Source organism: Microbacterium sp. 77mftsu3.1, from assembly GCF_900100525.1.
GTDB classification, from domain to species: Bacteria; Actinomycetota; Actinomycetes; order Actinomycetales; family Microbacteriaceae; genus Microbacterium; species Microbacterium aquilitoris.
Genome location: NZ_FNCR01000005.1, coordinates 210,946 through 234,676, shown reverse-complemented (window position 1 = coordinate 234,676; position 23,731 = coordinate 210,946). Strand labels below are relative to the sequence as shown.

Below are 23,731 nucleotides of genomic sequence, written 5' to 3'. Positions count from 1 at the left end.
CCCTCAGGGATACGGATGCGGCATCGGGCGGACGTTGACCGATCCTGAGAACGGCATTAACGGTGGCGGCGCCGGCCGACTGCCATGATCGAGCCATGGGGGAGACGATGGTCGCGGAGCGACTCGAGCCGGCGCCGGAGAAGAAGCGACGGGAACCGCGTCGTCGGGCCCTGCTGATCGCCGCGATCGCGGTCGGGGCGATCGCCGTGGTGGTCGCCGGGTGGCAGATCGCCGCATGGACGGCGCTCGGCGCGGTGCGGATCGTCTACGACGCCCGTCCGGTCGCCTGCGAGGGTGCCGAGGTGACGCTCGACCCGCCGGGGGCGTCGGACGAGTTCCTGAGCGACGGCGGTTTCGCGGGGGACGAGACGTTCTACTCGCCCGTCGTGGGGGTCGAGCCGGGGATGACTTGCGGGGTCCGGTTCTTCGTCGTCAACGACGGCTGGAGCGAGGTCGATGCCCGGGCCGTCGCGCTCCCGGGGATGCAGAAGGACTTCGTCTCCCTCATCCGGCCGACGATGGTGAATCCGAACGGCCAGATGAGGCTCGCCGACATCGACGACGCGGCGGTCTTCGCGATCGAGGGCATGCCCGTGCCCGCCGGGGATCAGCAGTCCTTCACGGTCATCCTCGAGGCGAACGCTGAGGATGCCGCCGGCTACGAACAGTGCTCCGGTTTCATGCCGAGGCCGCCCCGGGTGACCGTCTCGGCGCTCGGCGTGGAGCGCACCGTCGCATCGCCCGAGGATTCCGGCATCTGGTACTCCGACGGCGCGCGCAGCGACTGCGACTGACGCCGGTACCACACGGCCTCGGCGGACGCACGCCCCTGGCCGGGCCCGCAGCGCGCTGAGAGCGTCGGGACATGCCGACTACTGGTGAGCCCTCGACCTCCATCCCCGCGACCCGCGCGGAGCGCTCCGCGGACCCCTCGCTCGGAGTCGTCTCGCGACCGTTCTGGCGCGACGACTCCGCCGCCCTCCTGACCCGCGGATACCGGTTCGGTGAGCGCATCTGGAGGCGTGCTCCGAAGGGCTCGCGTTCGGCGCCCATGCGTCTGCTCTTCTCCGATGCATTGCTCGTCCGGGGCGCCGAGGGCGTCGCGGCGTTCTACGACGAGGAGCGCGTCGCCCGGCACGGCGCGATGCCGCCCTTCATTCAGGAGACCCTCTTCGGGCACGACTCGGTGCACAGCCTTGACGGCGACGACCATCGACACCGCAAAGCGACGTTCGTCTCGGCGCTGTACGAGGACGAGCAGGTCGCGCGGCTGCGTCCGCACCTCGAACGGGAGTGGCGACACGAGGTCGACGCCTGGATCGCAGGCGGCGAGCAGTCGGCGTACGACGCGGCGGTCGGCGCTCTCGGACGGGCCGTGATGCGGTGGGCCGGGCTGCCGGGAACCGGCGACGCCAAGACGCGGTGGGCGTGCCGACAGGCGCAGATCGTCGACGGGTTCGGGGTGCCGTACTCGCCCGAGTACCTGCTGGCGTTCGCGAATCGACGCTGGTCCGACCGTCACGCCGAGCGCCTGATCCGAGCGGTGCGCGCCGGCCGCCTCGACGCGCAGCCCGACACGGCGCTGAACGCCTGGGCTTGGCACCGCAACCGAGACGGGGAACTGCTGCCCGCGCGCCTCGCCGGCATCGAGCTGCAGAACAGCTTCCGGCCGATGATCGCCGTCGCCCGGTTCACGGCCTTCGCGGCGAAGCGTCTTCACGAGCACCCCGAGTGGCGGGAGCGGATCGCGGCCGAGGTCGCCGAGCGCGGCTCGCTCGTCGACGGCCCGCTCGCGACCGCGTTCGCGCAGGAGATCCGCCGCACGTCGCCGTTCGTCCCGATGCTCCCCGCGTTCGCGACGCGGGACATCGAGGTCGGCGGGCGCACGATCCGCGCCGGCGGGCGGATCGTGCTCGACGTCCTCGGGACCGACACCGACGAGCGATCGTGGGAGAACGCCGGGACCTTCGACCCCGAGCGTTTCGTGTGTGTCCGCGATTACGAGTCGATCGCCGCGTTCGTCCCGCACGGAGGTGCCGACGTCACGACGGGGCACCGATGCCCGGGCGAGAAGCTCGCGATCGCCGGACTCGCGGCATCCATCAGCGCGATGAGCGACCCGCGGCTGACGATCCTTCCGACGGGCCTCGACGTGAACGAGCGCCGGATGCCGACGAAGCCCCGCTCCGGCGGGCGCGTCCGCGGGGCCGGCCGGGATGAGGGTGGCGCGCGCTGCCCCTTCCACCGCGCCTGAGGCCGGCAGCAGCCGCGGGATGCCACAGCCGGGCGGGCGGCGCAAGGGGGTCCGCGCGCAACGGCGGGGCCCGCAGGGTGTGCTGCGACCGGGAGGACCATCATGGCCACGCAGAACACCACGCCGCCGAGCGGCGACACCGACACGCGATTGAAGCGGGGGATCACCGGGCCGCTGCTGTTCGCCTTCATCCTCGGCGACGTTCTCGGAGCGGGGATCTACGCGCTCATGGGCGTGCTCGCCGCGGAGGTGGGCGGGATGCTGTGGGCTCCGTTGCTGGTGGCCTTACTGCTCGCTCTGCTGACGGCTGGCTCCTACGCCGAGCTCGTCACGAAGTATCCGCGGGCGGGCGGTGCGGCGGTCTTCGCTGAGCGCGCGTTCCGGAGCCCGCTCGTCTCGTTCCTCGTCGGCTTCTGCATGCTCGCGGCCGGTGTCGTCAGCGCGGCGGGCCTCGCGATCGCGTTCGCCGGCGACTACTTCACGACGTTCGTCGACCTGCCCGCGCCCCTCGTCGCGATCGTGTTCCTCGCCGTCGTCGGCGCGCTGAACGCACGCGGCATCCGCGAATCGATGGGGGCGAACCTCGTCATGACGCTCATCGAGCTGAGCGGCCTGGTGATCGTGATCGTCGTCGTCGCGATGCTGCTCGCGGGTGGCGGTGGCGACCCGGGTCGGGTCGTCGAACTGCCGGCGGATGCCGCCCTCCCGACCGCCGTGCTCGGCGGCGCGATCATCGCCTATTACTCGTTCGTCGGGTTCGAGACCTCGGCGAATGTCATCGAAGAGGTGCGGGATCCGCGAAAGTCCTACCCGCGCGCCCTGTTCGCCTCGCTCATCACGGCCGGGATCGTCTACGTGCTGGTGGGCCTCGCGAGCGCGACCGCCCTGCCGCCCGAAGACCTCGTCGAATCGAGCGGTCCCCTCCTCGACGTGGTCGCGGCCGCGGGAGTCGGCGTGCCGGCTTGGCTGTTCAGCTTGATCGCACTCGTCGCCGTCGCCAACGGGGCACTCCTCACGATGATCATGGCGAGCCGCCTCACGTACGGGATGTCGGAGCAGGGGCTTCTGCCCAGTGCCCTCGGACGGGTGCTCCCGCAGCGCCGCACGCCGTGGGTGGCGATCCTCACGACCACGCTCATTGCCATGCTGCTCACCCTCATCGGCGACCTCAGCCTGCTCGCCGAGACGGTCGTGCTCCTGCTGCTGTTCGTCTTCCTGAGCGCGAACGTGTCGGTTCTCGTCCTCCGCCGCGACCGGGTCGAGCACGATCACTTCCGCGTCTGGACGGTCATCCCGATACTCGGCATCGCCTCGTGCACCCTGCTGCTCACACAGCAGTCGGGCACCGTCTGGCTGTTCGGCGCGGGCCTGCTCGTGGTCGGTGTCGTCCTGTTCTTCGCGACCAGATGGCTGCGGTCGCGGGCGGGGGAACCGGTCCAGGGCGTCATCAGACGCGACTGACGCCCTGAGCCCGATTCAGCGGCCGGTGGGCGGGAGCTTCGCGATGCCGTGGCGGGCGGGCTCGTCCGGTTCCGCGGCGGTCGCCGGGGACGCTGCCGACGCGCCGTGCGGGGAATCGGTGCCGGGGTAGGACGGCTCCTCGATCTCGATCGCTCGGTCGCGGTCCTCCTTCTTGGGCAGGTGGTCCAGGGGCTGTCGGATGTCGTCGGATTCGCTCATGTCCCCACGGTCGGACTCCGGCGACGCCGTGGGCAGGGGCTTGCGAGCGTAGAGCGAGTGTGGTGGTCCGGTTCGCGTAGCGTTGAGCGGTGACCGTCGGCATCCATCTGTCCCCGCTCGCCGAGATCCCGGCGACGACCCTCTACCGGATCCTCTGGCTGCGGGTCAGCGTGTTCGTCGTCGAGCAGCAGGCCGCCTACCCCGAGCTCGACGGACGCGACATCGAACCCGGTGCGCTCCTCGCGTGGGCGGAGGAGGACGGCGAGGTCCTCGGGACGCTCCGTCTGCTCGACGAGGGCACACGGTGGCGGATCGGACGCGTCGTCACGAGCGTTCCCGCCCGAGGCCGCGGTGTCGGCGCCGACCTCATGAGCCTCGCGATCGACCACGCCCTCGCGCAGGATGCGTCTCGCCCGTTCGTCCTCGACGCGCAGGAGCACCTCGCGGACTGGTACGGCCGATTCGGATTCGTCGTGAGCGGGCCGTCTTTCGTGGAAGACCGTATCCCGCATGTGCCGATGACCCGTCCCACAGACGCCGAAGTGTAAGAGACGGATGCCGGGGGCGCGACCCCCATCTGCGTGACGAGAACGGGCCACACCATCGAGTGATGCTCGAACTGCACTATTCCGATGGCTACGTCGTGACGACGCACGCGATCGCAGATGCGGTGATGCGGTACGCGAAGAGCCTCGCGGAGCACAAGGCCTCGGACCTGATCACCGTCCCCATCTCGACCACCGAGGGCGCGGCGACCTCGTCGATGCTCATCGGTCCGGCGAGCCAGCTCTACACGACGCCGCACACGGGTTTCGCGGTCCGGCTGGACGACGAGTCCGCGGTCATGGACCTCCTCAGCCGCAACGATCGGCTCCTCCATCCCCCGGCGTCGCCCGGCGAGTACCCCTTCGAAGAGGACGACCCCTGGTACGAGGAGTCGTTCTGAAGCGCGCTCGGTGGCGGGAGCGCAGCCGCCTCGTCCGGTTGGGACGACTCTGGCGCACGCGGCATCCGGTCACCTTCCGCGAGAAGGTCCGCTACAAGATGCTCCGCGACCACCGTCCGCTCGTGGTCACCTTCGCCGACAAGGCGGCTGTGCGCGACTACGTCGCCGAGCGTGTGGGCGCGCAGTACCTGCCCCACGCCGTCGTGGTCGACGCACCCGCGGAGCTGCTGACGGTGGAGCTGCCCGATGCCTTCGTGCTCAAACCGACGCACGGCAGCGGTGCCGCGATCATCGTGTCGCCGTCGGCACCCGTCGACGCCCGACTGCCGAAGGACGGCAGCTGGGTGTATCGCCATGTGCGGCCCGAACACGCTCCTCGGGAAGAGCTCGTCCGCATCGCGGCGGATTGGGTCTCGCAGCTCTACGGTCAAGGTCCCAACCGTGAGTGGGTCTACGGCAGGGTGCCCCGCCGGATCATCGTCGAGGAGATGCTGGGAGGTGCCGGCGACCGCATCCCCGACGACGACAAGTTCTTCGTCTTCCACGGCCGCGTGCAGTACGTCCAGGTGGATGCCGGCCGGTTCGCGGGCCGCACGCAGGATTTCTTCGATCGATCCTGGAACCACCTGCCGCTGAGCGGCGGTCCGCCCTGGGGCGACCCGACCCCGCCGCGCCCCGCTGCCCTCGGCGAGATGATCCGCATCGCCGAGGCGCTCGCCGCCGAGACCGACTTCGTACGCGTCGATTTGTACGACGTGGATGGCCGCATCGTGTTCGGCGAGCTCACGAGCTTCCCGGCAGGTGGCGACAGCCCCTTCCATCCGGAGTCGTTCAACACGGAGTTCGGCAGCCACTGGGCCGTGCCGAAGCGATACCGATGACCGAGCGGTGGCTCGTCGCCACGACCGAGTACGCCGGGGTGACCGCCTACAGCGGGGGCATCGGACGTCATTACGCGGCGCTGCTTCCCGCGCTCGGGGCGCAGGGGGCTGACATCGACCTCATGGTTTTCGCGGAAGGTGCCGCACAGGCGCGAGCGACTCCCGGCATCCGTCGGCTCTTCGTCCACCGGACCGATGGGATGCCGCGCCTCGCCGCGCTGATCCACCGGGCACGCGTCGTGCGCCGGGCCTACCGTCGCGGCGCGTACGACCGGGTGTTCCTGCCCGAGTGGATGGGCCTCGGCGCTGGGCTTCCGCGGGATGCGCCGCTCGTGACGAACCTCGCGACCGGCATGCGGCTCGCGAACGAGGTGTCGGGGCTGCAGTTGGCGGGCTTCCCGCGGTGGAGTCGGCCGGCCGTGAGGCTGCAGGAGGCGCTCGAGGCGCGTCAGGTCGGACGGTCGGCGGGAGTGGTGGCGATCTCACGAGCGATGGTCGAACGATCGGAACGGATCTGGGGACGTCTGCCCGCGGTCGAGGTCGTGCGCAATTGCGTGGACGTCGGGGCGATCAGGCGAGCTGCCGATCGTGCTGGCCGCCCGCCGGGGTGGCCGGGTGGCGAGGGACCGATCGTCCTCTTCCTCGGGCGCGCGGAGCGGCGGAAAGGGGTGGTCGACGGTATCGACGCATTCGCGCGAATCGCGGAACGGCACCCAACGGCCCGTCTCGTGCTCGCGGGAGCGGGCGGCGACGACAGGTTCGAGCCGTCGCGCGCGACGCTGCTGGAGAGGATGCCGCTGGCGGTGCGGAATCGCGTGACGTTCCTCGGACACGTCGCCGGTGACGATCTCTACGGCGCGATCGCGGCGGCCGATGTCGTGATGTGTCCCTCGCGGTGGGAAGGGTTCGGCAACGTGGCCATCGAGGTGAAGGCCGTCGGAGTGCCGCTCGTCGTGACTTCGGGTAGCGGATTCGACGACTCCTGTATCGACGAAGTGGACTGCCTCATGGTGCCGCCGGGCGACCCTCGTGCGCTCGCTGGTGCGGTGATGCGGGTCTTCGACGATCCCGGTGATGCGCTCGCCCGTGCGCGGCGTGCCGGTGTCGGAGTCGCTCACTTCGATCCCGCGCCCGTCGCCGCCGATCTCCGGGCGGCGGTCGATCGGTTGATGCGTAGGGGCGGAGTCCGGGCGTAGCCTCGCGCTGTGCGCCCCCTCCGCTATTCCATCAATGTCGCCCTCGACGGGTGCGTCGACCATCTCGCCGGCATCCCCGACGCCGAGATCCACGCGCATGCCGCGCAGCTGATCGCCCGCGCCGACGCCCTCCTGTTCGGCCGCACCGTCTACCGGATGATGGAGGAGGCCTGGCGGCCACCCGCATCCGACGGGATGCCGGAGTGGACGCGGCCGTTCGCCCGGACCATCGACGCCGCGAAGAAGTACGTCGTGTCGTCGACGCTCGGGTCCGTGGACTGGAACGCGGAGCTCCTGACGGGGGACCTGCGCGCCGAGGTCGAGCGACTCAAGGCGATGCCGGGGGAGGGGCTCTACACGGCGGGCGTCACGCTCGCGACGGCGCTCGCCGGGTGGGGCCTCATCGACGAGTACACCTTCGTCGTCCACCCGCGCGTCGTCGGCCGCGGACCGCGACTGTTCGACGGGCTGGCCGGGCCGCTCGATCTCGAGCTCGTCGACCGCGTCGCCTTCGCTTCGGGTGTCATCGCGGAGACCTACGTCCCGAAGGGCTGAGCGGCCCCCGTCCCGACGCCGCGCGCCCTGACAGGGCATGCGCTCCGTGTCGGTGAGGGGCGGATCTACGAACGGATGCCGTCCGCGCGGCGCCAGCCGGCGGCATCCCTCACCACCGCCCCGGCCCGCTCGAACGCCTCGAGCCAGCCGGTCATCGGCCACTCGCCCCACCGGCGGTGGAACAGGGCGCCGTTGCGGAGGATGTCGTCGACGTGCTGCCACGGCGGCGAGGTCGTCGGGTGGTACTGGTGGTACGCGTGCGCGCCGCCCGTCCAGACGAGCGGGATGCCGCGCGATCGCATCCGGAACGCGAAGTCGGTGTCCTCGCCGCCGTACCCCTCGTAGTCCTCGTCGAACCCGCCGATGCGCTCCCATGTGCGGGGCGTCAGCGCGAACGACAGCGACCAGAACAGCGCGTACTCCTCGGGTCCCGCCGCGCGTTCCGCCTCGTCCGCGGGCATCGGCCGCGCCGCATGGGGAGAAGTGAGGGGGACGAGGTCGGCGGGGTCGGATGCCGCGACCCCTTCGGCGAGGTAGGTCACCGGTCCGCACAGCACAGCGCCCGCGTGGCGCGCGGCGGCGTCCCGGTACCTGCGCAGCAGGTCGGGACCGGGGATGCAGTCCGCGTCGAGGAAGATGAGCAGGTCGGCGTCGCCGGCGGCGAGGGCACCCGCGTTCCGGCCCGCGGCCAGCCGCAGTCCGTCCGGGCCGGGCGGCATGCGGACGATCACCTCGGCATCGAGCTCGGGCGGTGCGGAGTCGCCGATCCAGACGACGACACGGCGGGCGTCGGGCGCTCCCTCGAGCGCCCGCAGCTGCGCGCGCAGGTGGTCGACGCGTCCTGCGGAGCACAGGCTCACCACCGCGACGCTCATCGCCGGCCTCGCACCGTGTCGCTGATCGCGGCTGCGGCGCGCTGGGGTGCGCCGGCGACCTCCCAGCGCTCCCACTCCGGGCGCGCCGTCGAGGCCCGGTCGACCAGCTCCGGCCACTGCGCGATCGTCGGCCACTCGTCGGCGACCTGTGCCAGGCCCGCGCGGCGCAGCGCCCGACCGGTCTCGCGCTGCTCCTCGAACGGTCGCTCCTGGGGAACGACGATCGCGGGCGCGTGTGCCGCAGCGAGGTCGGCGACCGCGTTCTGACCCGCCCACGAGACGACGACCGCCGCCGAGACGAGGGCCTCCCACGGGTCCTCCGCCCAGGCGCCGCCCTCGCCGAGCACCCGCCACCGCCGGCCGGTCGCCTTCTCGGCATCCCGGATCGCCGCCGGTCCCACGGCCGACCCGCCCGACCCGGCCAACAGGACGACCTCGTCGGTGCGGGTTCCGCCGGCCCCGCGCGCGGCGAAGCGGCTGATCCCGCCGGTGTGCACGACCTTCTCGCCGAGCGCCTCGAGGTGCGGGGGTGACAGGATGCCGCGGGCCCACGGCGCGAGGACCGTGTCGGCGGCGGCGAAACCGAGCAGGTGCGGCCGGTCGATGCGGTGGCCCGGCTGCGTCACGACGACGGTTCGGAGGCCGAGCAGGCGGGCGAGGAGCGTCACTTCGACGGAGGTGTCCACGACCATGCCGTCCCATCGGCGCTCCGCCGCGGTGGCCGCGATGGTCGCGAGCCGGCCGCGGTGGCCGACGTGCCCGATCGGAGCCCAGTGCAGCATCCCGCCGACGGTCGGGTCGACCGGTTCGCCGCCGTCGTCGTCGCGGTCGAGCACCGTCCAGGTCCAGCCGGAGGGCAGAGCGCGGGGAGCGGGGAGGCTGCTGACGCAATCGACCTCGGCCGTCAGATGGGGGGCGATCGCGAGCAGGCGCGTGACGTGCCCGCGTCCGTGGTGATGGACGTACCACCCGAGGCGGGGGATCACGCGGCGCTCTCCGTCTCGAGCAGTCGCGCGAAGCTCGCCTCGAGCGCGTCGATGCGGATGTCGAGCGAGAAGCGGCGCTCGGCGGTCTCGCGGACGACGGCGCGGAACGCGGCATCCTTCCCGCTTGGGAGCATCGCCGCGGCGCGTTCCGTCATCGCGTCGACGTCGTCGGCGGCGACCAGCTGCATGCCCATCGTCGCCGCGGCGATCTCGGGCACGCCGCCGACGGCGAACCCGACGACGGGCGTCCCGCACATGAGCGCCTCGGGGCCGACGAGCCCGAACGGTTCGGCCCACGCCGGCGTCGCGAGGGCGAGTCCGCTGCGACCCACGAGGTTCGCCAGCGGCTCAGGGGCGAGTTCGCCCGCATACTCGACACCGCCGCCCAGCCGGGGGAACATCACGTCGCGGGCGTACTCCTCGTCGCCGATCCGCCCCGCGATCACGAGGCGCCGACCGAGACGCCGGGCCACCTCGACGGCGACGTGGGGTGCCTTCTCGGGGACGATCCGCCCGAACCAGACGAGGTCGTCACCGCCGGGCCCGAGAGCCCACGCCCGGGGATCGACGCCGTTCGGCAGAAGCGTCGAGGGGACACCGGCGGCATCCCACTGCACCTTCGTGTGCGTGCTGACCGAGAGGAACTGCGACCCGTCGCCCGCCGCGGCGACGTGCGCCTCGACGGCGTCGAGGTCGACGGGCGTGTGGAGGGTCGTCACCATCGGGATCCCGAGCTGCGCGGCCCGTTGCAGCGGAAGGGGGTCGAGGCAGTGGTTCGAGACGACGTCGTAGCGCTCCGGGTGCGCCGCGACCGCGTCGAGGGCGAGGCCGAGGGCCGGCAGGCTCACGCGGCGGTAGCTCGAGGGCCAGGTCGTATCGGTCGGCTGCGCGCCCTCGGGCCACACCACCGGCGGTAGCCGGAACTCGTGCGCGTCGGGGAGGAAGTCCGAGCCCTCCGGCGCGATGAAGGTCACCTCGTGGCCGCGACGTCTGAGGGCGTCGACCTCTGCCCAGACGGCGGATTCGAGACCGCCCGCGTGCGGGCGCCGGATGGGGAACCGCAGCGGGGCGATCACGACGATGCGGAGCGGGCGGGCGCTCACGCGGTGCGGCCTTCGAGCGGGTGCGTGCCGTCGAGCAGGCGCTGGTAGAGCTCGGCGTGACGCTCGGCGATCGCGGCATCCATCACGGACCGCGTTCCGCGTCGCTGCTCGACGAGCGCGTCGCGCGCAGGACTCGCGGGGCGCGACGCGGGCGCACTCCACAGCGTCCCGAGCGCGGTGGCGAGCTCGTCGGGGTCCGTCCGTGAGAACGAGGCGACCGTACCGTCGTCGTGCTGCTCGGCGAAGAACCCCACCCGCGGGGCCGCGACCGGGACGCCCAGATCCCAGCACAGCTCGAGCCACCCCGAGTGCGTTCCGTGCCGGTACGGCAGGACGCACGCGTCGAGCCGCGCGAGCGCGGCGAAGAGCTCATCGTCCGCGAGGCGCTCGTGCTCGACGAGGTCGAGGGCATCGGATGCCGCGCACAGCTCGCGGACCTCGGCGGCGGCATCCGCGTCGCGCACCCGGTGGTGCAGGCGCACCTCGCCGCGGACGTCATGGCCCGCATCGCGCAGTGCCCGGAGCGCTGCGCCCATGACTCGGACGGTGCCCGGCCCATCGACACCCGGACGCAGGTCCTTCAGGTGCACGCCGACGACGCGTCCCGAGCCGAGGGCCGGTTCGATCGCGGCCGATCGGGGGAGCACGGACGTGTGCGGGATGACGGTGGCATGACGCCCCCAGCGCTCCCGCACCGTGCGGGCGGCGCCCACCGTCAGCGTCGTGACGGCGTCGGCGCCGACCATCAGCTCGTCGAGCTGAGCGAGATATGCGGAGCTGTCGCCGAGCTGGGGGTGCTCGAGGTCGTGGAGCGTGAAGACGACCGGCCAGCCGACGGCGTGGGCGGCGTCCAGGCATGCGGTGAGGTGCCCGGGTGGGAACGACTCCGTGCCGAAGTGGATGTGGAGGAGCGACGCCTCGTCCGCGTACGCGCGGATCCACGCCGGGTCGAGAGCCGCCGGCGGCCACCAGACGGCGGGATCCGTCCCCGGAGCGACGGGATCGGCGAGCACGGTGACGCGGGGATCGGCCGTCGCACGCTGCACGTACGGATGCCCCGCCGGGATCGACACGATCGTGATCGGGGCGGCGGACTCCGCATCCGTCGTGGTGCCGATGCGCATGGTCGTGTCCACAGATCTCCTTCTGACGCCGTCGCGCCGACCAGGGGAGTGGGTGCGTCTTGACGCCCCGACCGTACGCAACGAATCGTCCGAGGCGAGGGGGGCTTGACCCCGTGCTCACCGCCGGATAACCATGCGAGGTGATCTCCGCTCCTCCGCTCCTGCTCGTCCTCGGTCCCGAAGGGCACGGCGTCACCCGGTACGGCCGGGATGTCGCCGACGCGGTCCTCGCCCGCGACGCCGGTGCGAGGGTGGTGCAGGTCGCCGACGTCGCGGCCGGCGATCGGGTGCTCGCCGAGGTGGATGCCGGCGCGCGCGTCCACCTCCACACGACGGATCGGCTCTTCGGCGCCACGCCGGAGGACGCCGCCGACGTCGTCGAGCGCTGGGCGCGGCTCAGCCGTCTCACGCTGACGCTGCACGATGTGCCGCAGCCCTCCGACGGCACCATGTTCGAGCGTCGCCGCACCGCGTACGCCCGCATGATCACCGCCGCCGAGCGGGTCGCCGTCAACAGTCGCCACGAGCAGCAGCTCATGGCGGAGTTCCTTCCCGGCACGGCTCCGGCCCACGCCGTCGCCCTGGGCACGCGAACCGATGTCGCGCGCGTCTCGTCGGTCGGCGCCGACCGCGACCTCCGCGTCCTCATCGCCGGTTTCGTCTACCCCGGCAAGGGGCACCGACCCGCGGTGGTCGCCGCCGCACGCGCCGCCGAGACGCTGAGGTCCCGCGGCGAGGACGTGGGCGAGGTCGCCGTCCGCGCGATCGGCGCCCCCTCGCGCGGCCACGAGGACGACGTCCTCCGGCTCCGCGACGAAGCGGCCCGCCTCGGCGTCGCATTCGAGGTGACCGGGTTCCTGGACGACGCCGCGTTCGGCCGCGAACTGGTCGCCCCCGGCATCCCCCTCGCCGCGCATGAACACGTGTCGGCGTCCCGGTCGATGCTCGACTGGGTTGAGGCCGGTCGGCGCCCGCTCGTCGTCGACTCCCGCTACGCCGCCGAGATGGACGAGCTGCGTCCCGGGACCATCGCGCGCTACACCGCCGATGAGCTCGCGCCGCGGCTCGCCGACGCGTGGCTCGATCCGGCCTTCACCCGACTGGCTGAGGGGACGTCGCTCGCCCCGACGCTCGAGGACGTCGCGACGTCCTACCTCGCCTGGTGGGCGAGCGCGTGACGCCGCGGGGGATCGCCCTGCCCGGCAACCGCTGGGACCTCCTGGACGGACGTCGACCGGATGCCGCGCCCACCGTCTCGGTCGTCGTGGCGCACTACGAGCAGCCCGAGCAGCTCGCGCGCTGCCTCGCCGCTCTCGGCGGCCAGGATCACCCCCGCGACCGTCTCGAGGTGATCGTCGCCGACGACGGCTCCACCGAGCCGCCCCGGGTGCCCGAGGGCGTCCGGCTGGTGCGTCAGGCCGACGAGGGCTTCCGCCTTGCTGCCGCCCGGAACCTGGGGGCATCCCACGCGACCGGTGACGTCCTCGTCTTCCTCGACGCCGACACGGTCCCCGAACCCGGGTTCATCCGGGAGCTGACACGGATGCCGGGGCTCGCCCCAGACGTGGTCGTCGTCGGCAGGCGGCGCCACGCCGATCTCACCGGTGCCGCCGTCGTCGCCGACGTCCGTGCGGTCGTCGACGGGCGGGAGCTGCCCGAACCGGCGTGGCTGACCGACGCCTATCGGCGTTCGCGCAACCTGCTCGAGGCGGACGACCGCAGCTATCGGCACACGATCGGCGCCGTCCTCGCGTGTAGTCGCATCATCTTCGACGCGACCGGCGGCTTCGACGAATCCTTTCGCTCCTACGGCGGTGAGGACTGGGAGTGGACCTACCGGGCCTGGCTGAAGGGTGCGCTCCTGGCCCATGTTCCGCAGGCGGTCGCCTGGCACGACGGCCCGGATGCCGGGGCCCGAGACGAGCACGACCGCGTCCGTCGCAACGCCGAGGCCGTCCTCCTCGCCGATCTCATCCCCGTGCCCGGCTCGCGGCCGCACGGTCGGCCGACCGACCGCGTCGACATCGCGGTGACGGCACCGCCCGGAGCGTCCGAGGGCGCCGCCTTCGTGAGCGTCGACTCGGTCCTCGCGGCCATCCCGGGGTCGGAGTGGGTGGATGCCGCCGCCCTCGCCGAGGCCCGAGGGCGCCTGGACCGCGTGCGTGTGCACGTCGAGATCGTCCGGCCCGTGCGCGTCGATCGGATTCTCGGCGACCTCGTCGACAGCATCGCCCGAGACGGGCTGGGCGTCGTCACCGTTCGCGCCGACGACGGCGCTGTGCTCCTCCGCATCCGCTCGTCGCGTGCCGCCGCCCGGGAGGCGCGGTGGGGTCGGGATGACCTGTTCCCCCGCGCGTCGGAGCGCGTCGACGGGGTCCGGCTCCTGGGCGGCGAGCCCGACGTCGCCGCCTACCTCGGCGGGTGGGGCTGAGTCGCGGAGGTCCTTCCACATCGCGTGTCGACGGGGGGCTTCGGCATCCGTGTGACGGATCGTGTTGTGCCCACGGCCCGGGTCTGGTTTCATATCGACGGGGACACCGGTCGTGCCCGCCTGGGGAGGCGTGCACACCGGCGACGAATGGGATTGTCGCCGGGGCCGGTCTAACGCACACATCTCTCGCTCGGGGTGTGCGCGACTGGGGAAGAGCATGGGGACAGTGGGGACAGTCGTCGCATCGACGACGAGCCGTGGGCGCATCGACGCGCCGGCCGGCCGCGCCGTCGCGCGCGCCCTCGTTCCCATCCGATCGGCGGGCGGCTCCGAAAAGCCGCTGTCGGCGGCCGGACCTGATGCGACGCGCGCGCCGGCGCACGACTCCGCAGTGAGTGCCCGACGGCGCGCTGCGACACGACATCGAGACGGCACCGGCGACGGCGCCGTCCGGGCGGCGGCGTGAGTCGCCGCGGGACGCTCTTGGGGAGCGTGTACGACATGGGGAAATGTGGGGGGACACACGTGAGCAGAAGATTGAACATCGCCGTCATCGGCGCGGGGTACTGGGGGCCGCAGCTGGCGCGCAATCTGCGCGCGAGCCGGGAGTGGAACCTTGCGGCCATCTGCGACGTCGACATCGACCGCGCCCGCCGGGTGGCTGATGCGGTGGGAGGGGCGCCGGTCACGGCGGAGATCGAGTCGGTGCTCGCCGACCCGCTCATCGACGCGATCGCCATCGCGACGCCGGCCGCCACGCACCATGTCATCGCCATGGCGGCTCTCGACGCCGGCAAGCACGTCATGGTCGAGAAGCCCCTGGCAGACACGCAGAAACGCGGCACCGAGATGGTGCGCCGGGCATCCGAGCGAGGTCTCGTCCTCATGGTCGACCACACGCAGTGCTACACGCCGGCGGTGATGAAGATGCGTGAGCTGATCGCCGGAGGTGAGCTCGGCGACATCCTGTTCGTCGACAGCGTCCGCATCAACTTCGGCCTCACGCAGCCCGACGTCGACGTGTTCTGGGACCTCGCGCCTCACGAACTGTCGATCATGGACTTCATCCTGCCGGACGGCCTGCAGGCGACATCGGTGGCGGCGCACGGCTCCGACCCGATGAACACCGGCAAATCGTGCATCGGCCATCTCACGATGCCGCTCGACGGGGGAGCGATGGCGCACGTCCACGTCAACTGGCTGAGCCCCACCCGCACGCGTCGCATGGTGATCGGCGGAACGCGCCACACCCTCGTGTGGGACGACCTCGACCCGCAGCAGCGCCTCAGCGTCTACGACCCGGGTGTCGATGTCTCGTCGATCTCTCGAGCCACCGCGCAGGATCGTCGCGCCGCGACCAGCTTCCGCATCGGAGGCATCCGCGCACAGGCCGTCGAGGAGCGCGAGGCCCTCGGGACGGTGGTCTCGGAGTTCGCCGCCGCCATCCGCGAGAAGCGAACGCCGCGCACGAGCGGCGCGGCGGGGCTGCGGGTGCTGTCGATCCTCGACGCGGCCGCCGGCAGCCTCGCAGCGTACGGCGTCCCGCAGCCTCTGCGGCATGCGCGCCGCTCGGCCGGAGTCGCCGCGTGACGACCTCACCGGCGGCCGGCATCCCGCTCGCCGACCGGGCTCGGGGAATGAGTCCGGTGCGGGATGCGGCCGACCGTGGCTGAGTCCAGGATCGAGGTTCTGGTCCCCTGCCTCGGCCCGCAGGAGGCCGAGGCGGTGGCCCGCGTCGTCGCCGCAGGGTGGATCGCGGAGGGACGGGCGGTCGCCCGGTTCGAGGAGGAGTTCGCCCGCGTCATGCGGGCGCCCTACGCTGCGGCCGTCTCGAGCGGGAGCGCCGCGCTGCAGCTGGCGCTGGTCGTGGCCGGCGTGCGGCCCGGCGATGACGTGGTCGTCCCGTCGCTGGCGTTCATCGCCACGGTGAACGCCGTCCGGCACGTCGGAGCGACCCCCGTGTTCGCCGATGTCGACCCGTACACCGGCACTGTCACGGGGGCGACTGTCGACCGCGTGCTCACCCCGACGACGACGGCGGTGGTCGTCGTCGACCATGCGGGCGTACCCGTCGACCTGGACGACATCCGCTCCGTGACGGATCCCTTCGGAATCGTCGTGATCGAGGACGCCGCGTGCGCGGCGGGCTCGACGTACCGCGCGCAGCCGGTCGGCGCGACGGCAGAGCTCACGGCGTGGTCGTTCAGCGACCGATCCATCCTCACCACCGGCGAGGGCGGCATGCTCACGACCACGCACGCCCGGTGGGCCGCGCGGGCGAAGCGCCTCCGCGAACACGCCGCCGACGCGGCGTCCGGGGGCGACGGTCTGCTGCTGCCGCGGGCCGAGGAGTATGCGGAGGTGGGCTGGGACTTTCGGATGACCGATCTGCAGGCCGCCGTGGGTCTCGTACAGCTCGCCAGGCTGCCCGAGATCCTCCGCCGGCGGCGCGAGATCGCCGACCGTTACCGGCGGGAGCTCGCGGGCGTCGCCGGACTTCGCCTCGTCGCCGATCCTGCGTGGGGCGAAGGCAACGCGCATGACCTCTGGGTCGAGGTCGGAGGAGAGTACCCGCTTGACCGCGACCGGGTGATCGAGGCGCTCCGTAAGGCGGGGGTGTCCGCTCGACGCGGCACCCGGGCCGCGCACCGTCAGGCGCCGTACCGATCGCTGACTCCTCCGGAGGGCCTGCCCGGAACGGCTCGGCTGACCGACGGCACGCTCGTCCTCCCCGTCCATCACGCGCTCACGGATGCCGAGCAGGGCCGCATCATCGCGACCCTGGTCCAGGCTCAGCGTGCGGTCGTGACGGCGGCGGAGATCGGTCGCTGATCGGCGGCATCCTCCGCTGAGGAGTCGAGCCCCGGCGTCGCGTGATCGCGACCGGGGTGCCGGCTCACGCCCGAGTCGGACGTATCGTCATCGATCCATCAGGCGGGCACGGACGGACGGGGGGAGGTCCGGCCGTGCCCGCGTGCGGGTGACGGTTCATGCATCGTGGTGAGCCGAGGATCGGCGGTCGGCCAGAGAGGCCTGCGGTCCCTCGATGAGGTCTCGCGTCGCTGATCGCTTCGGCTCGAGCATGAGCCACCACATCTTTTCGAGTCCGGCTCGCCCGACCCACCGGGGGGCGTGCGCGGCTCGACCTGTCAGAAAATCCATCACGGTGTCGGCAGCCAGGAGCACACGCGCACCCGTGGCCTGCCCGTAGGTGTCGATCCACTCTGCCTGGGTGGCCCTGTCGACGCAGACGATCACGAGATCCGTGTCGGTGTACCGGAGCTGTTCCGCGATCTCCGCGGACGCGTCCGGTGACGAGACCTGTTCCCGCGTCGGCGTCCAGTGGCCGATGAGTGCGACGCCGGGCCATTCGGCCATCACTCGTCGGTGGAGCGTCTCGCGCTCGTCCGCCGACCCGCCCACCACTGCGACGCGCCACCGCTCGGCGCTCGCCCGGTTCAGGACGTCACCGATCAGATCACCGCCGGCCAGCCGCGGCCACTCCGCGCCGGTCACGCGCCTGGCCCGCGCGGCGACGCGTCCGTCCTCGATCAGGGTCAGATGTCGGATGCCGCCGGCGTCCGGCGCCTCGTGGTGCGGGTGGCCGAGCGTCGCCGGGACGACCGCGAGCGGCGAGAGCCGACGGTCATGGATGGTGTCGGCGATCACCTCGCACGCGCCCTGCGCATCGGTGAGGTGGACGTCGGTGCCCGCGATGCGGACGGTCGGCGGCCCCATCGGCGAGGGTCGCGGTACGACCTTCTGGGCGGCGAGCGACCCGCGCAGGCGAAGGGTGCGTATCGGCGACGTCACCGCGCGCATGGCCATCAGTCGGCCCGCCGCGTGCGCCGCGCCGACACGCGTGTCGAGCAGTGCTGTCCTGCATCGACGGCGCGACGCAGCCGGCGCGCAGTCGTGTTCCGTTCTGTCCCCATGAACGTTCCGTCCCCCCAAACATCGACCAGGTCCCAGACCTGTGCCCCCAATGCGGATCCGATCCGCTGTCCCCGTTACCGACGCCGGTCCCCGTCGGCGTCTGCGCGGTGAGCCGAACCCCTCGGTCACCGCACTCTCTCCCCCTGGTCGCTCAGCGACCGACCACGCGTCGCCCCTCACGACGCGTGGAATGTGGGCCCTTCGTACGTGTTCGTTGCGCGAACGAAGGCGTACGAAGAGCCCAGGCAGACATGGTTACGGCCCCCAAGCTCGCCCCCACTTCCTCTGCTGCCGCCTTGTGCCGTGTCAACTCCCCAAAGCCTCTACGGCGGCGATATCGGAACGCTACAGCCGAGTCGCCCGTCCACCAATAGGGGGACAAACCTAATCTGTTGTCCCCCAAACGGGGGACAACTAGGGGATCTGATTAGGGGTTCGTGGAGGCAAACACGGGAGGTCTGTCGACCGGATCGGAGATAACGTGACGGCTGTACATCGAGCGCGCCCACCTGAGGCGCGGGCTCGAATGCCTTTGGGGAGGCTGTTATGTGGGGGAACATCTGGCGTGCCACGATCGTGGTCGCCGTCATCGCAGGGTCCGGCTCGACGCCGGCGTTCGCCGCGGACGGATCGTACGTCCCGAGCAGTCCGCCGGACGGCGGGCTCGACGGATCGGTCGTGCAGGCGCTGTGCGTCGATGAGGCGCCCACGATCGACTACTCGATCGTGCGCGTCGCCGCGACGGCGAGTGCGCGCAGCCTCTCGACCGGGCCGGTGACGGTGTCGACCGCTCTGGCCGCGTCGTCGACGGTGCGGGTCGCCGTTGCGACGGCTGCGGCCTCGACACCGACCGCCGAGCTCGTGATCCGGGGGGATGGGCAGGAGATCGCCGTCCCGCTGCGGGTGGATGCCGCGGGTGAAGGCTCCGGCAGCATCCTGTGGCCCGGCGTCGAGGTCTCTGGCGACGGCACCGTCGAGGCTCTGCCCGGCTGGGTGCGTTCCGGCGACCAGTGGGAGCCCCGCAACGACGCCGCCGCGTGGACCACGGGCGACGTGACGGCTCAGCTGCGGGTCGGGGGCGAGCGTATCGATGTTCCGCTCGCCTACCCGGGCTACTCCGACGACTGCGCGACGCCGGTCGGCGTCGCGTCGGGAAGCGTCTCCCGCGGGTTGGCGCAGACGGGCGGACAGTGGCCCGTCGCCGCGGCCGTGGGCGGAGCCGCTGCCGTGGTCGCCGGTGTCCTCCTCGTCGCGCGTCGTCGCCGCCGGGTCGAGTCGTGAGAAGGCGCCGTCGACTGATCCTGGTCGCCGGCGCCCTCCTCCTCATCGGGACCGCTGCCGCGGCCGCGCACGTCGGTCGCTCGGCATGGGATCTCAAGGAGGCGCTCGATGTTGCGGGGGACGACGCGGCCATCGCGGTGAAGGCCGTCGGCTCGGGTGACATCGACGGCGCGAAGGCCGCGGCCGACCGACTCGTCGACGGTATCTCGCACGAGATCCCGGACGACCCGGTCTGGTACGCGGCGGAGGCACTCCCCGGAATCGGACCGAACCTCTCCGCGGCGCGACGCGCGGCCACCGCGGTCGTCGACGTGGCGGATGACGTCGCTCCCGCCGTCCTCGACACGGCACGCGGCCTCGAGGGCGCCGACGCCGCGGGAGCGGTCCGCGTCCTGCGACACGCAGCTCCGGCCCTCACCCGCGCGGCGGCGGCGCGCGACGACGTCGCGGAGGATCTCGCCGACATCGACCGGAACGCCCTCGTCCCGCAGCTGGCGAACGGTGTCGGCCGTGTCGTCGACGCCGTCGACGACATCCAGCCGCTGACGGACGGTGCGGCTCAGGCGGCCGACCTGGTGCCGACGATTCTCGGTGCCGAGGGCGACCGGCGCATCCTGGTCGTCCTGCAGAACACCGCGGAACTGCGTACCGGGGGCGGCATCACGGGGACATTCCTCGAGCTCCGGGCCCACGACGGCATCCTCACGCTCGGCGCGCAGCGCGATTCGTCGCAGTTCTCGCCGGCGGCATCCCCGCTGACGGCGGTGCCCGCCGCGGAGGTGCGATCCCTGGGTGACGGGATCGGCCGCTACGTGCAGAACACGTCGATGACCGCGGACTTCCGGGTGACGGCTCAGCTCGCGTCGGCGTGGTGGCAGAAGTCGGGCGAGACGGCACCGGACGTCGTCGTCTCGATGGACCCCGTCGTCCTCTCCGCGATCCTCGGCGCCATCGGTCCGGTCGAGACGTCTGCCGGCGTTCTCAACCAGAAGAACGTCATCGACAGACTGCTCGTCGAGCCCTACCGGACGCTCGACCAGGATGCCCAGGGGCGTCTGTTCTCGGATGCCGCGGCCGCCGTGTTCACGGCCCTCACCGAACGGGCCCGTCCCGCCGCGATGATCCCCGGCCTCGTGGGAGCGGTCGAGGAGGGGCGGATCTCGGTCTGGAGTCGTCACCCCGACGAGCAGAAGGTCCTCGCCCGAACCGCGCTGGCCGGCCCGCTCGCGAGGCAGGATGCCGCCGGCCCGAACGCCTTCGCCGCCTACTTCAACGACGCGACGGGCGGCAAGCTCACCCCGTACCTGACGGTGGGACTCGCGACGCGCTCGGGGGTGTGTCGCGCCGACGGTCTCCGCGAGGTGGAGGTGGAGGTGTCCCTCGGCAGCACGCTGACGAAACGGGATGCCGAGACGTTGCCCGTCAGCGTCACCGGAGGTGGGTTCTACGGTGCTGCGGCAGGCGACATCGCGCCGACGGTCACGGTCGTCACGCCGCCGGGATGGTTCGCGGGTGGGGTGACGCTCGACGGCGCAGCCGCGGCATCCGTCGATGCCGGGGAGGACGGCCGTGTCCTCGTCACCCGTCGGGTCGACCTCGCACCGGGGGGATCGCACGTCCTGACGTTCCGATTCATCGCCGGACCGGAGGTCCCGTCCGGCGCGGCGACACCCGAGCTCCTCCACACTCCGTTGCTGAAGCGGGTCGACGTCGCCTCGTCGGATATCGGGTGTCCCGCCGCTTGAGGTGAGGCCGCTCACCTCAAGATCTCGCGAATGTCTATTCGGGAAGAGAGCTTTCCTCTAGCATTGAAGCGCCATCCCCCTACGGTTGCCGGGCCGTTCCCCAAGCGGTCTTGACGCGCATTGTCCCCAAACGTGTCCGTCTCTGGCATCCCGGATGGCTTCGCGGACCCCCTCCCGCCGCAGTCCCCACTGAACTGGCCCGAGGGGGTCCGCCCTTTCATGGGCGTTCGTCAGCGGCTTTCAGCGTTGTCCGTGCCGCCGTCCTCGGCGCCGACGATCGCTTGGAGTTTGGCGATCAGGTCGGTACGCGAGGTGGCGCCGATCCGGCGCCGGATGCGTGCGATGTGGTGCTCGGCAGTGCGCGGCGAGATGAAGATGGCCTCGCCGATCTCGGCGTAGGTCATGCCGCGAAGGACGAGGCCCGCCACCTCGCGCTCGCGCGCGCTCAGCAGGCCGCTGTCGCCGAGAGCCACATCGTTGGTCGCGCTCCCTGGCGCCGCGCTCGGGTGGAGCGTCCGAGCGAACGCAGCGAGTCGGATCCCCGTCCGGCGATCGCGCGAGCGCTCCGAAAGGGTGATGGCCAGGCGCGCGCCCTCCCACCCGAGGCCCATCTCAGCCATGCGCGACGCGACCTCTTCGATGCGTTCCGCGGCGCCCTCGTCGACCCGGTTCCGCGACCACTCGGTGGCGGCGGCCGACAGGGCCCCCGCAAGTCGCGACCCGCGCGCGACGGCGGAGAGCGTCCGCACCGTCTGCGCCTGCCCGTGCGGGTCCCGCGCGAGCATCGCTCGCTGGAAAGAGGACCACGTCAGCGGAACCGACCACATCAGCGGGTCACCGAGGCCGTGGAGGATCCCGTTCAGCGCCTCGAGTGCGGGGGCCACCCGCTCGGAGTCGTCGAACACCGGAGCGGTCTCGATGAACTCGCGCAGGGGGTGGAGGAGGAAGAGGTCCGGTTCGACGTGACGGACATCGTCCCGCACCCGCATCCACAGGGCACGCAGCTCGTCGAGCGAACCGTACCGTCGTACGTGGGCGAGCATGACGGCGTCGCGGACGAGGATCTCGCGACTGCTCAAGGGGAGGAACGAGGCATCCACATCCGCCAACCGGGCGGCCGACTCCTCGGGATGCTGCCGGTGCACGGCGACCCACGCGGCCCAGAGCAGCAGCCGCGAGCGCGCCCACGGGCCGCCGTGGTCGTCCATGAGCGCATCGCCGAGGATGTTCGCGGCGGTCTGCAGTTCGCCGAGGTTGATGGCGCCGATCGCGGCGATGACCGCCGGCAGTTCGGGGACCGGACCGTTCTCACCGGAGTCCCCGTAGGTCTCGCTGGCGCGGACGAGTTCGTCGAACGCGCCGCCCGCAGGCCAAGTGAGCGAAGCCGCCAGGCCCCTCATCAGCTTGGCGTGGGCCACCCTCAGCGTCGTCGGGACTCCTCCGGTACCCGCGTTCAGTCGCTCGACCGCGTCGAGCAGAGGCGCGCGGTCTCCCGTGCCGAACGAGGCGAGGGCGCCCTGCGCGTAGAGGAGGAAGTCGTGATCGGGCTGCGCGCGGTAGGTCATGGCGCTCGCGCGGAGGAATCCGCGCGCACTCCACGCCGAGCCGAGGATGCGGAGCGCTTCGCTGTGATCGTCGCCCTCCGCCGACAGGGCGACGGCGTCGACGAGGGAGGCGGCCTCGTCGATGTCGCCTCGGTCCCACGCCATGCGCGCCTTCCTGAGCGCGATGCGGTTCGGATCCGCCCCGGCGGCGAGCGCCGCGTCGTAGAGTTCCGTGGCCCGGGCGAAGTCGTAGGTCGCGGACTGGTCCGCGTGAGCCTGGAGGACCCGGGCCAGACGCGCGTCGACGTGGCCGCCGAGCGACGATGCCACCTCGGCATCCAGCGACGGGATCGACGACGTGTCGAGCAGGTCGATCAGCTGGGCGACAGGCGTCGTCCGGGTGACGGTCGTCCGGACGATCGGCACGGGGCGACCTCCGCGAAGCAGGAGTCCTTCGGCATGCCCGACGGCGAGCGCGGCCGCCACTGCGTCGTCTGTCGCTGCCGGCAGATCTTCGTCGCCGCCGAGGCTCGCGCGGCGGACGACGGCGGCGACGGGGGGCTCGAGCGTGTCGAGGCGCAGCGCGATCACCTCTCCGACGGCACGGATGACGCGCTCGTGCGAAGGGTCGCGGCAGTAGCCGTCACCGTGCGCGGCGAGTGCCTGCTTGACGAGCCAGGTCACGGATGCCGCCATCCGGACGATCGCTCCGATGCACCCCGGGTCGATCGACCGACCGGCCTGCTCGACGGCGCGGACGACGTCTTCGGTGTCGACCTGCCCCACAGCCAGAGCCGGTCGGGACTGCTCTATGCGTCGGATCAATGCCGTCAGCGCCGGCGTCCACGGCCAGGGGCGGCAGCTGACGACGAGTCCCGCGCCCGGGTCGTCGAGGTGCCGGTCGAGGACGCGGATCTGGTCATCGGTCAGGAGGTGCGCATCGTCGACGAAGAGAGTGTCCTCAACGTGCGAGACCCGTCGGGATATCTCGTCGAGGAGGGGGCTCTTGTCGGAACCCGCGGGGCCGACCACCACGAGACGGGCCGGGCGGTTCTCCGAGCTCAGTTCCTCTTCGACGTGGGTCAAGGCGAGTTGCGGCCACAGGAGGAGAGAGGGCGGAAGACCGGCGGACATCGCAGCCAGTGCCATCGCGTTCCCCTTCCCCTGGACGGAACGAGCAGACACCCGTCGACG

21 protein-coding genes are annotated in these 23,731 nt (G+C 71.9%); 14 read left to right on the top strand and 7 right to left on the bottom strand.

Annotated features, from left to right (window positions below; translation table 11 throughout):
* The first annotated feature begins 95 nt into the window (after nucleotides 1-95).
* The 3 genes from BLR68_RS14005 to BLR68_RS13995 all read left to right on the top strand — a co-directional run bounded on the left by BLR68_RS14005 (nucleotide 96) and on the right by BLR68_RS13995 (nucleotide 3,715).
* Nucleotides 96-794 (top strand): hypothetical protein, encoded by a 699-nt coding sequence (locus BLR68_RS14005; RefSeq protein WP_018185696.1) that lies wholly within the window; start codon nucleotides 96-98, stop codon nucleotides 792-794.
* Between the two features lie 71 nt (nucleotides 795-865).
* Entirely contained in the window at nucleotides 866-2,254 is a 1,389-nt protein-coding gene (locus BLR68_RS14000; protein ID WP_018185695.1) for a cytochrome P450, read from the top strand.
* A 102-nt stretch (nucleotides 2,255-2,356) separates the two neighbouring features.
* Entirely contained in the window at nucleotides 2,357-3,715 is a 1,359-nt protein-coding gene (locus BLR68_RS13995; protein WP_018185694.1) for an APC family permease, read from the top strand.
* Between the two features lie 15 nt (nucleotides 3,716-3,730).
* On the opposite strand, the gene BLR68_RS13990 is transcribed toward BLR68_RS13995, so the two are convergent.
* A complete protein-coding gene (locus BLR68_RS13990; protein WP_018185693.1) occupies nucleotides 3,731-3,934 on the bottom strand; it encodes a hypothetical protein in 204 nt (67 codons plus the stop codon).
* An 89-nt stretch (nucleotides 3,935-4,023) separates the two neighbouring features.
* Here BLR68_RS13990 and BLR68_RS13985 point away from each other — a divergent pair, with 89 nt between their 5' ends.
* From BLR68_RS13985 to BLR68_RS13965, 5 genes are all read left to right on the top strand, one after another.
* The gene (locus BLR68_RS13985) at nucleotides 4,024-4,482 is read left to right on the top strand and encodes a GNAT family N-acetyltransferase (RefSeq protein WP_018185692.1); all 459 of its coding nucleotides are present in this window, start codon (nucleotides 4,024-4,026) and stop codon (nucleotides 4,480-4,482) included.
* Between the two features lie 62 nt (nucleotides 4,483-4,544).
* A complete protein-coding gene (locus BLR68_RS13980; RefSeq protein ID WP_018185691.1) occupies nucleotides 4,545-4,880 on the top strand; it encodes a hypothetical protein in 336 nt (111 codons plus the stop codon).
* 38 nt (nucleotides 4,881-4,918) lie between these two features.
* Nucleotides 4,919-5,761, top strand: a complete 843-nt coding sequence (locus tag BLR68_RS13975) for an ATP-grasp fold amidoligase family protein (RefSeq protein ID WP_018185690.1) — start codon at nucleotides 4,919-4,921, stop codon at nucleotides 5,759-5,761.
* Entirely contained in the window at nucleotides 5,758-6,957 is a 1,200-nt protein-coding gene (locus BLR68_RS13970; RefSeq protein ID WP_018185689.1) for a glycosyltransferase family 4 protein, read from the top strand. Before BLR68_RS13975 ends, BLR68_RS13970 begins: the two co-directional genes overlap by 4 nt.
* 9 nt (nucleotides 6,958-6,966) lie before the next feature.
* Nucleotides 6,967-7,512, top strand: coding sequence for a dihydrofolate reductase family protein (locus BLR68_RS13965; RefSeq protein WP_018185688.1), 546 nt, complete (start codon nucleotides 6,967-6,969; stop codon nucleotides 7,510-7,512).
* Between the two features lie 65 nt (nucleotides 7,513-7,577).
* Here BLR68_RS13965 and BLR68_RS13960 read toward each other — a convergent pair whose 3' ends face one another.
* The 4 genes from BLR68_RS13960 to BLR68_RS13945 are packed head-to-tail and all read right to left on the bottom strand — an operon-like array spanning nucleotide 7,578 to nucleotide 11,612.
* Nucleotides 7,578-8,387, bottom strand: a complete 810-nt coding sequence (locus tag BLR68_RS13960; protein ID WP_018185687.1) for a glycosyltransferase family 2 protein — start codon at nucleotides 8,385-8,387, stop codon at nucleotides 7,578-7,580.
* Complete coding sequence (locus BLR68_RS13955) at nucleotides 8,384-9,373, bottom strand: glycosyltransferase (protein WP_018185686.1); 990 nt, start codon at nucleotides 9,371-9,373, stop codon at nucleotides 8,384-8,386. The genes BLR68_RS13960 and BLR68_RS13955 overlap by 4 nt, the downstream gene beginning before the upstream one ends.
* Nucleotides 9,370-10,476, bottom strand: coding sequence for a glycosyltransferase (locus tag BLR68_RS13950; protein WP_018185685.1), 1,107 nt, complete (start codon nucleotides 10,474-10,476; stop codon nucleotides 9,370-9,372). The genes BLR68_RS13955 and BLR68_RS13950 overlap by 4 nt, the downstream gene beginning before the upstream one ends.
* Nucleotides 10,473-11,612: a glycosyltransferase family protein gene (locus tag BLR68_RS13945; RefSeq protein ID WP_018185684.1), complete on the bottom strand. Its 1,140-nt coding sequence runs from the start codon at nucleotides 11,610-11,612 to the stop codon at nucleotides 10,473-10,475. The genes BLR68_RS13950 and BLR68_RS13945 overlap by 4 nt, the downstream gene beginning before the upstream one ends.
* A gap of 128 nt (nucleotides 11,613-11,740) precedes the next feature.
* On the opposite strand from BLR68_RS13945, the gene BLR68_RS13940 reads away from it, so the two are divergent.
* From BLR68_RS13940 to BLR68_RS13920, 4 genes are all read left to right on the top strand, one after another.
* Entirely contained in the window at nucleotides 11,741-12,778 is a 1,038-nt protein-coding gene (locus tag BLR68_RS13940; RefSeq protein WP_018185683.1) for a hypothetical protein, read from the top strand.
* Complete coding sequence (locus BLR68_RS13935; protein ID WP_256335400.1) at nucleotides 12,775-14,031, top strand: glycosyltransferase family 2 protein; 1,257 nt, start codon at nucleotides 12,775-12,777, stop codon at nucleotides 14,029-14,031. Before BLR68_RS13940 ends, BLR68_RS13935 begins: the two co-directional genes overlap by 4 nt.
* A 525-nt stretch (nucleotides 14,032-14,556) precedes the next feature.
* The gene (locus BLR68_RS13925) at nucleotides 14,557-15,621 is read left to right on the top strand and encodes a Gfo/Idh/MocA family protein (RefSeq protein WP_026302764.1); all 1,065 of its coding nucleotides are present in this window, start codon (nucleotides 14,557-14,559) and stop codon (nucleotides 15,619-15,621) included.
* Nucleotides 15,622-15,684: 63 nt separating this feature from the next.
* Nucleotides 15,685-16,863: a DegT/DnrJ/EryC1/StrS family aminotransferase gene (locus tag BLR68_RS13920; RefSeq protein WP_018185680.1), complete on the top strand. Its 1,179-nt coding sequence runs from the start codon at nucleotides 15,685-15,687 to the stop codon at nucleotides 16,861-16,863.
* Nucleotides 16,864-17,019: 156 nt separating this feature from the next.
* Here BLR68_RS13920 and BLR68_RS13915 read toward each other — a convergent pair whose 3' ends face one another.
* Nucleotides 17,020-17,859, bottom strand: coding sequence for a WecB/TagA/CpsF family glycosyltransferase (locus tag BLR68_RS13915; RefSeq protein WP_040570450.1), 840 nt, complete (start codon nucleotides 17,857-17,859; stop codon nucleotides 17,020-17,022).
* 654 nt (nucleotides 17,860-18,513) lie between these two features.
* Between BLR68_RS13915 and BLR68_RS13910 the strand changes: the two genes are divergently transcribed.
* Nucleotides 18,514-19,248 carry an LPXTG cell wall anchor domain-containing protein gene (locus tag BLR68_RS13910; protein ID WP_018185678.1) on the top strand — a complete coding sequence of 245 codons (735 nt, stop codon included), beginning with the start codon at nucleotides 18,514-18,516 and terminating at the stop codon, nucleotides 19,246-19,248.
* A complete protein-coding gene (locus BLR68_RS13905; protein WP_018185677.1) occupies nucleotides 19,245-20,993 on the top strand; it encodes a DUF4012 domain-containing protein in 1,749 nt (582 codons plus the stop codon). The genes BLR68_RS13910 and BLR68_RS13905 overlap by 4 nt, the downstream gene beginning before the upstream one ends.
* Before the next feature lie 230 nt (nucleotides 20,994-21,223).
* Here BLR68_RS13905 and BLR68_RS13900 read toward each other — a convergent pair whose 3' ends face one another.
* Nucleotides 21,224-23,686, bottom strand: a complete 2,463-nt coding sequence (locus BLR68_RS13900; RefSeq protein WP_018185676.1) for a helix-turn-helix transcriptional regulator — start codon at nucleotides 23,684-23,686, stop codon at nucleotides 21,224-21,226.
* Nucleotides 23,687-23,731: the final 45 nt, after the last annotated feature.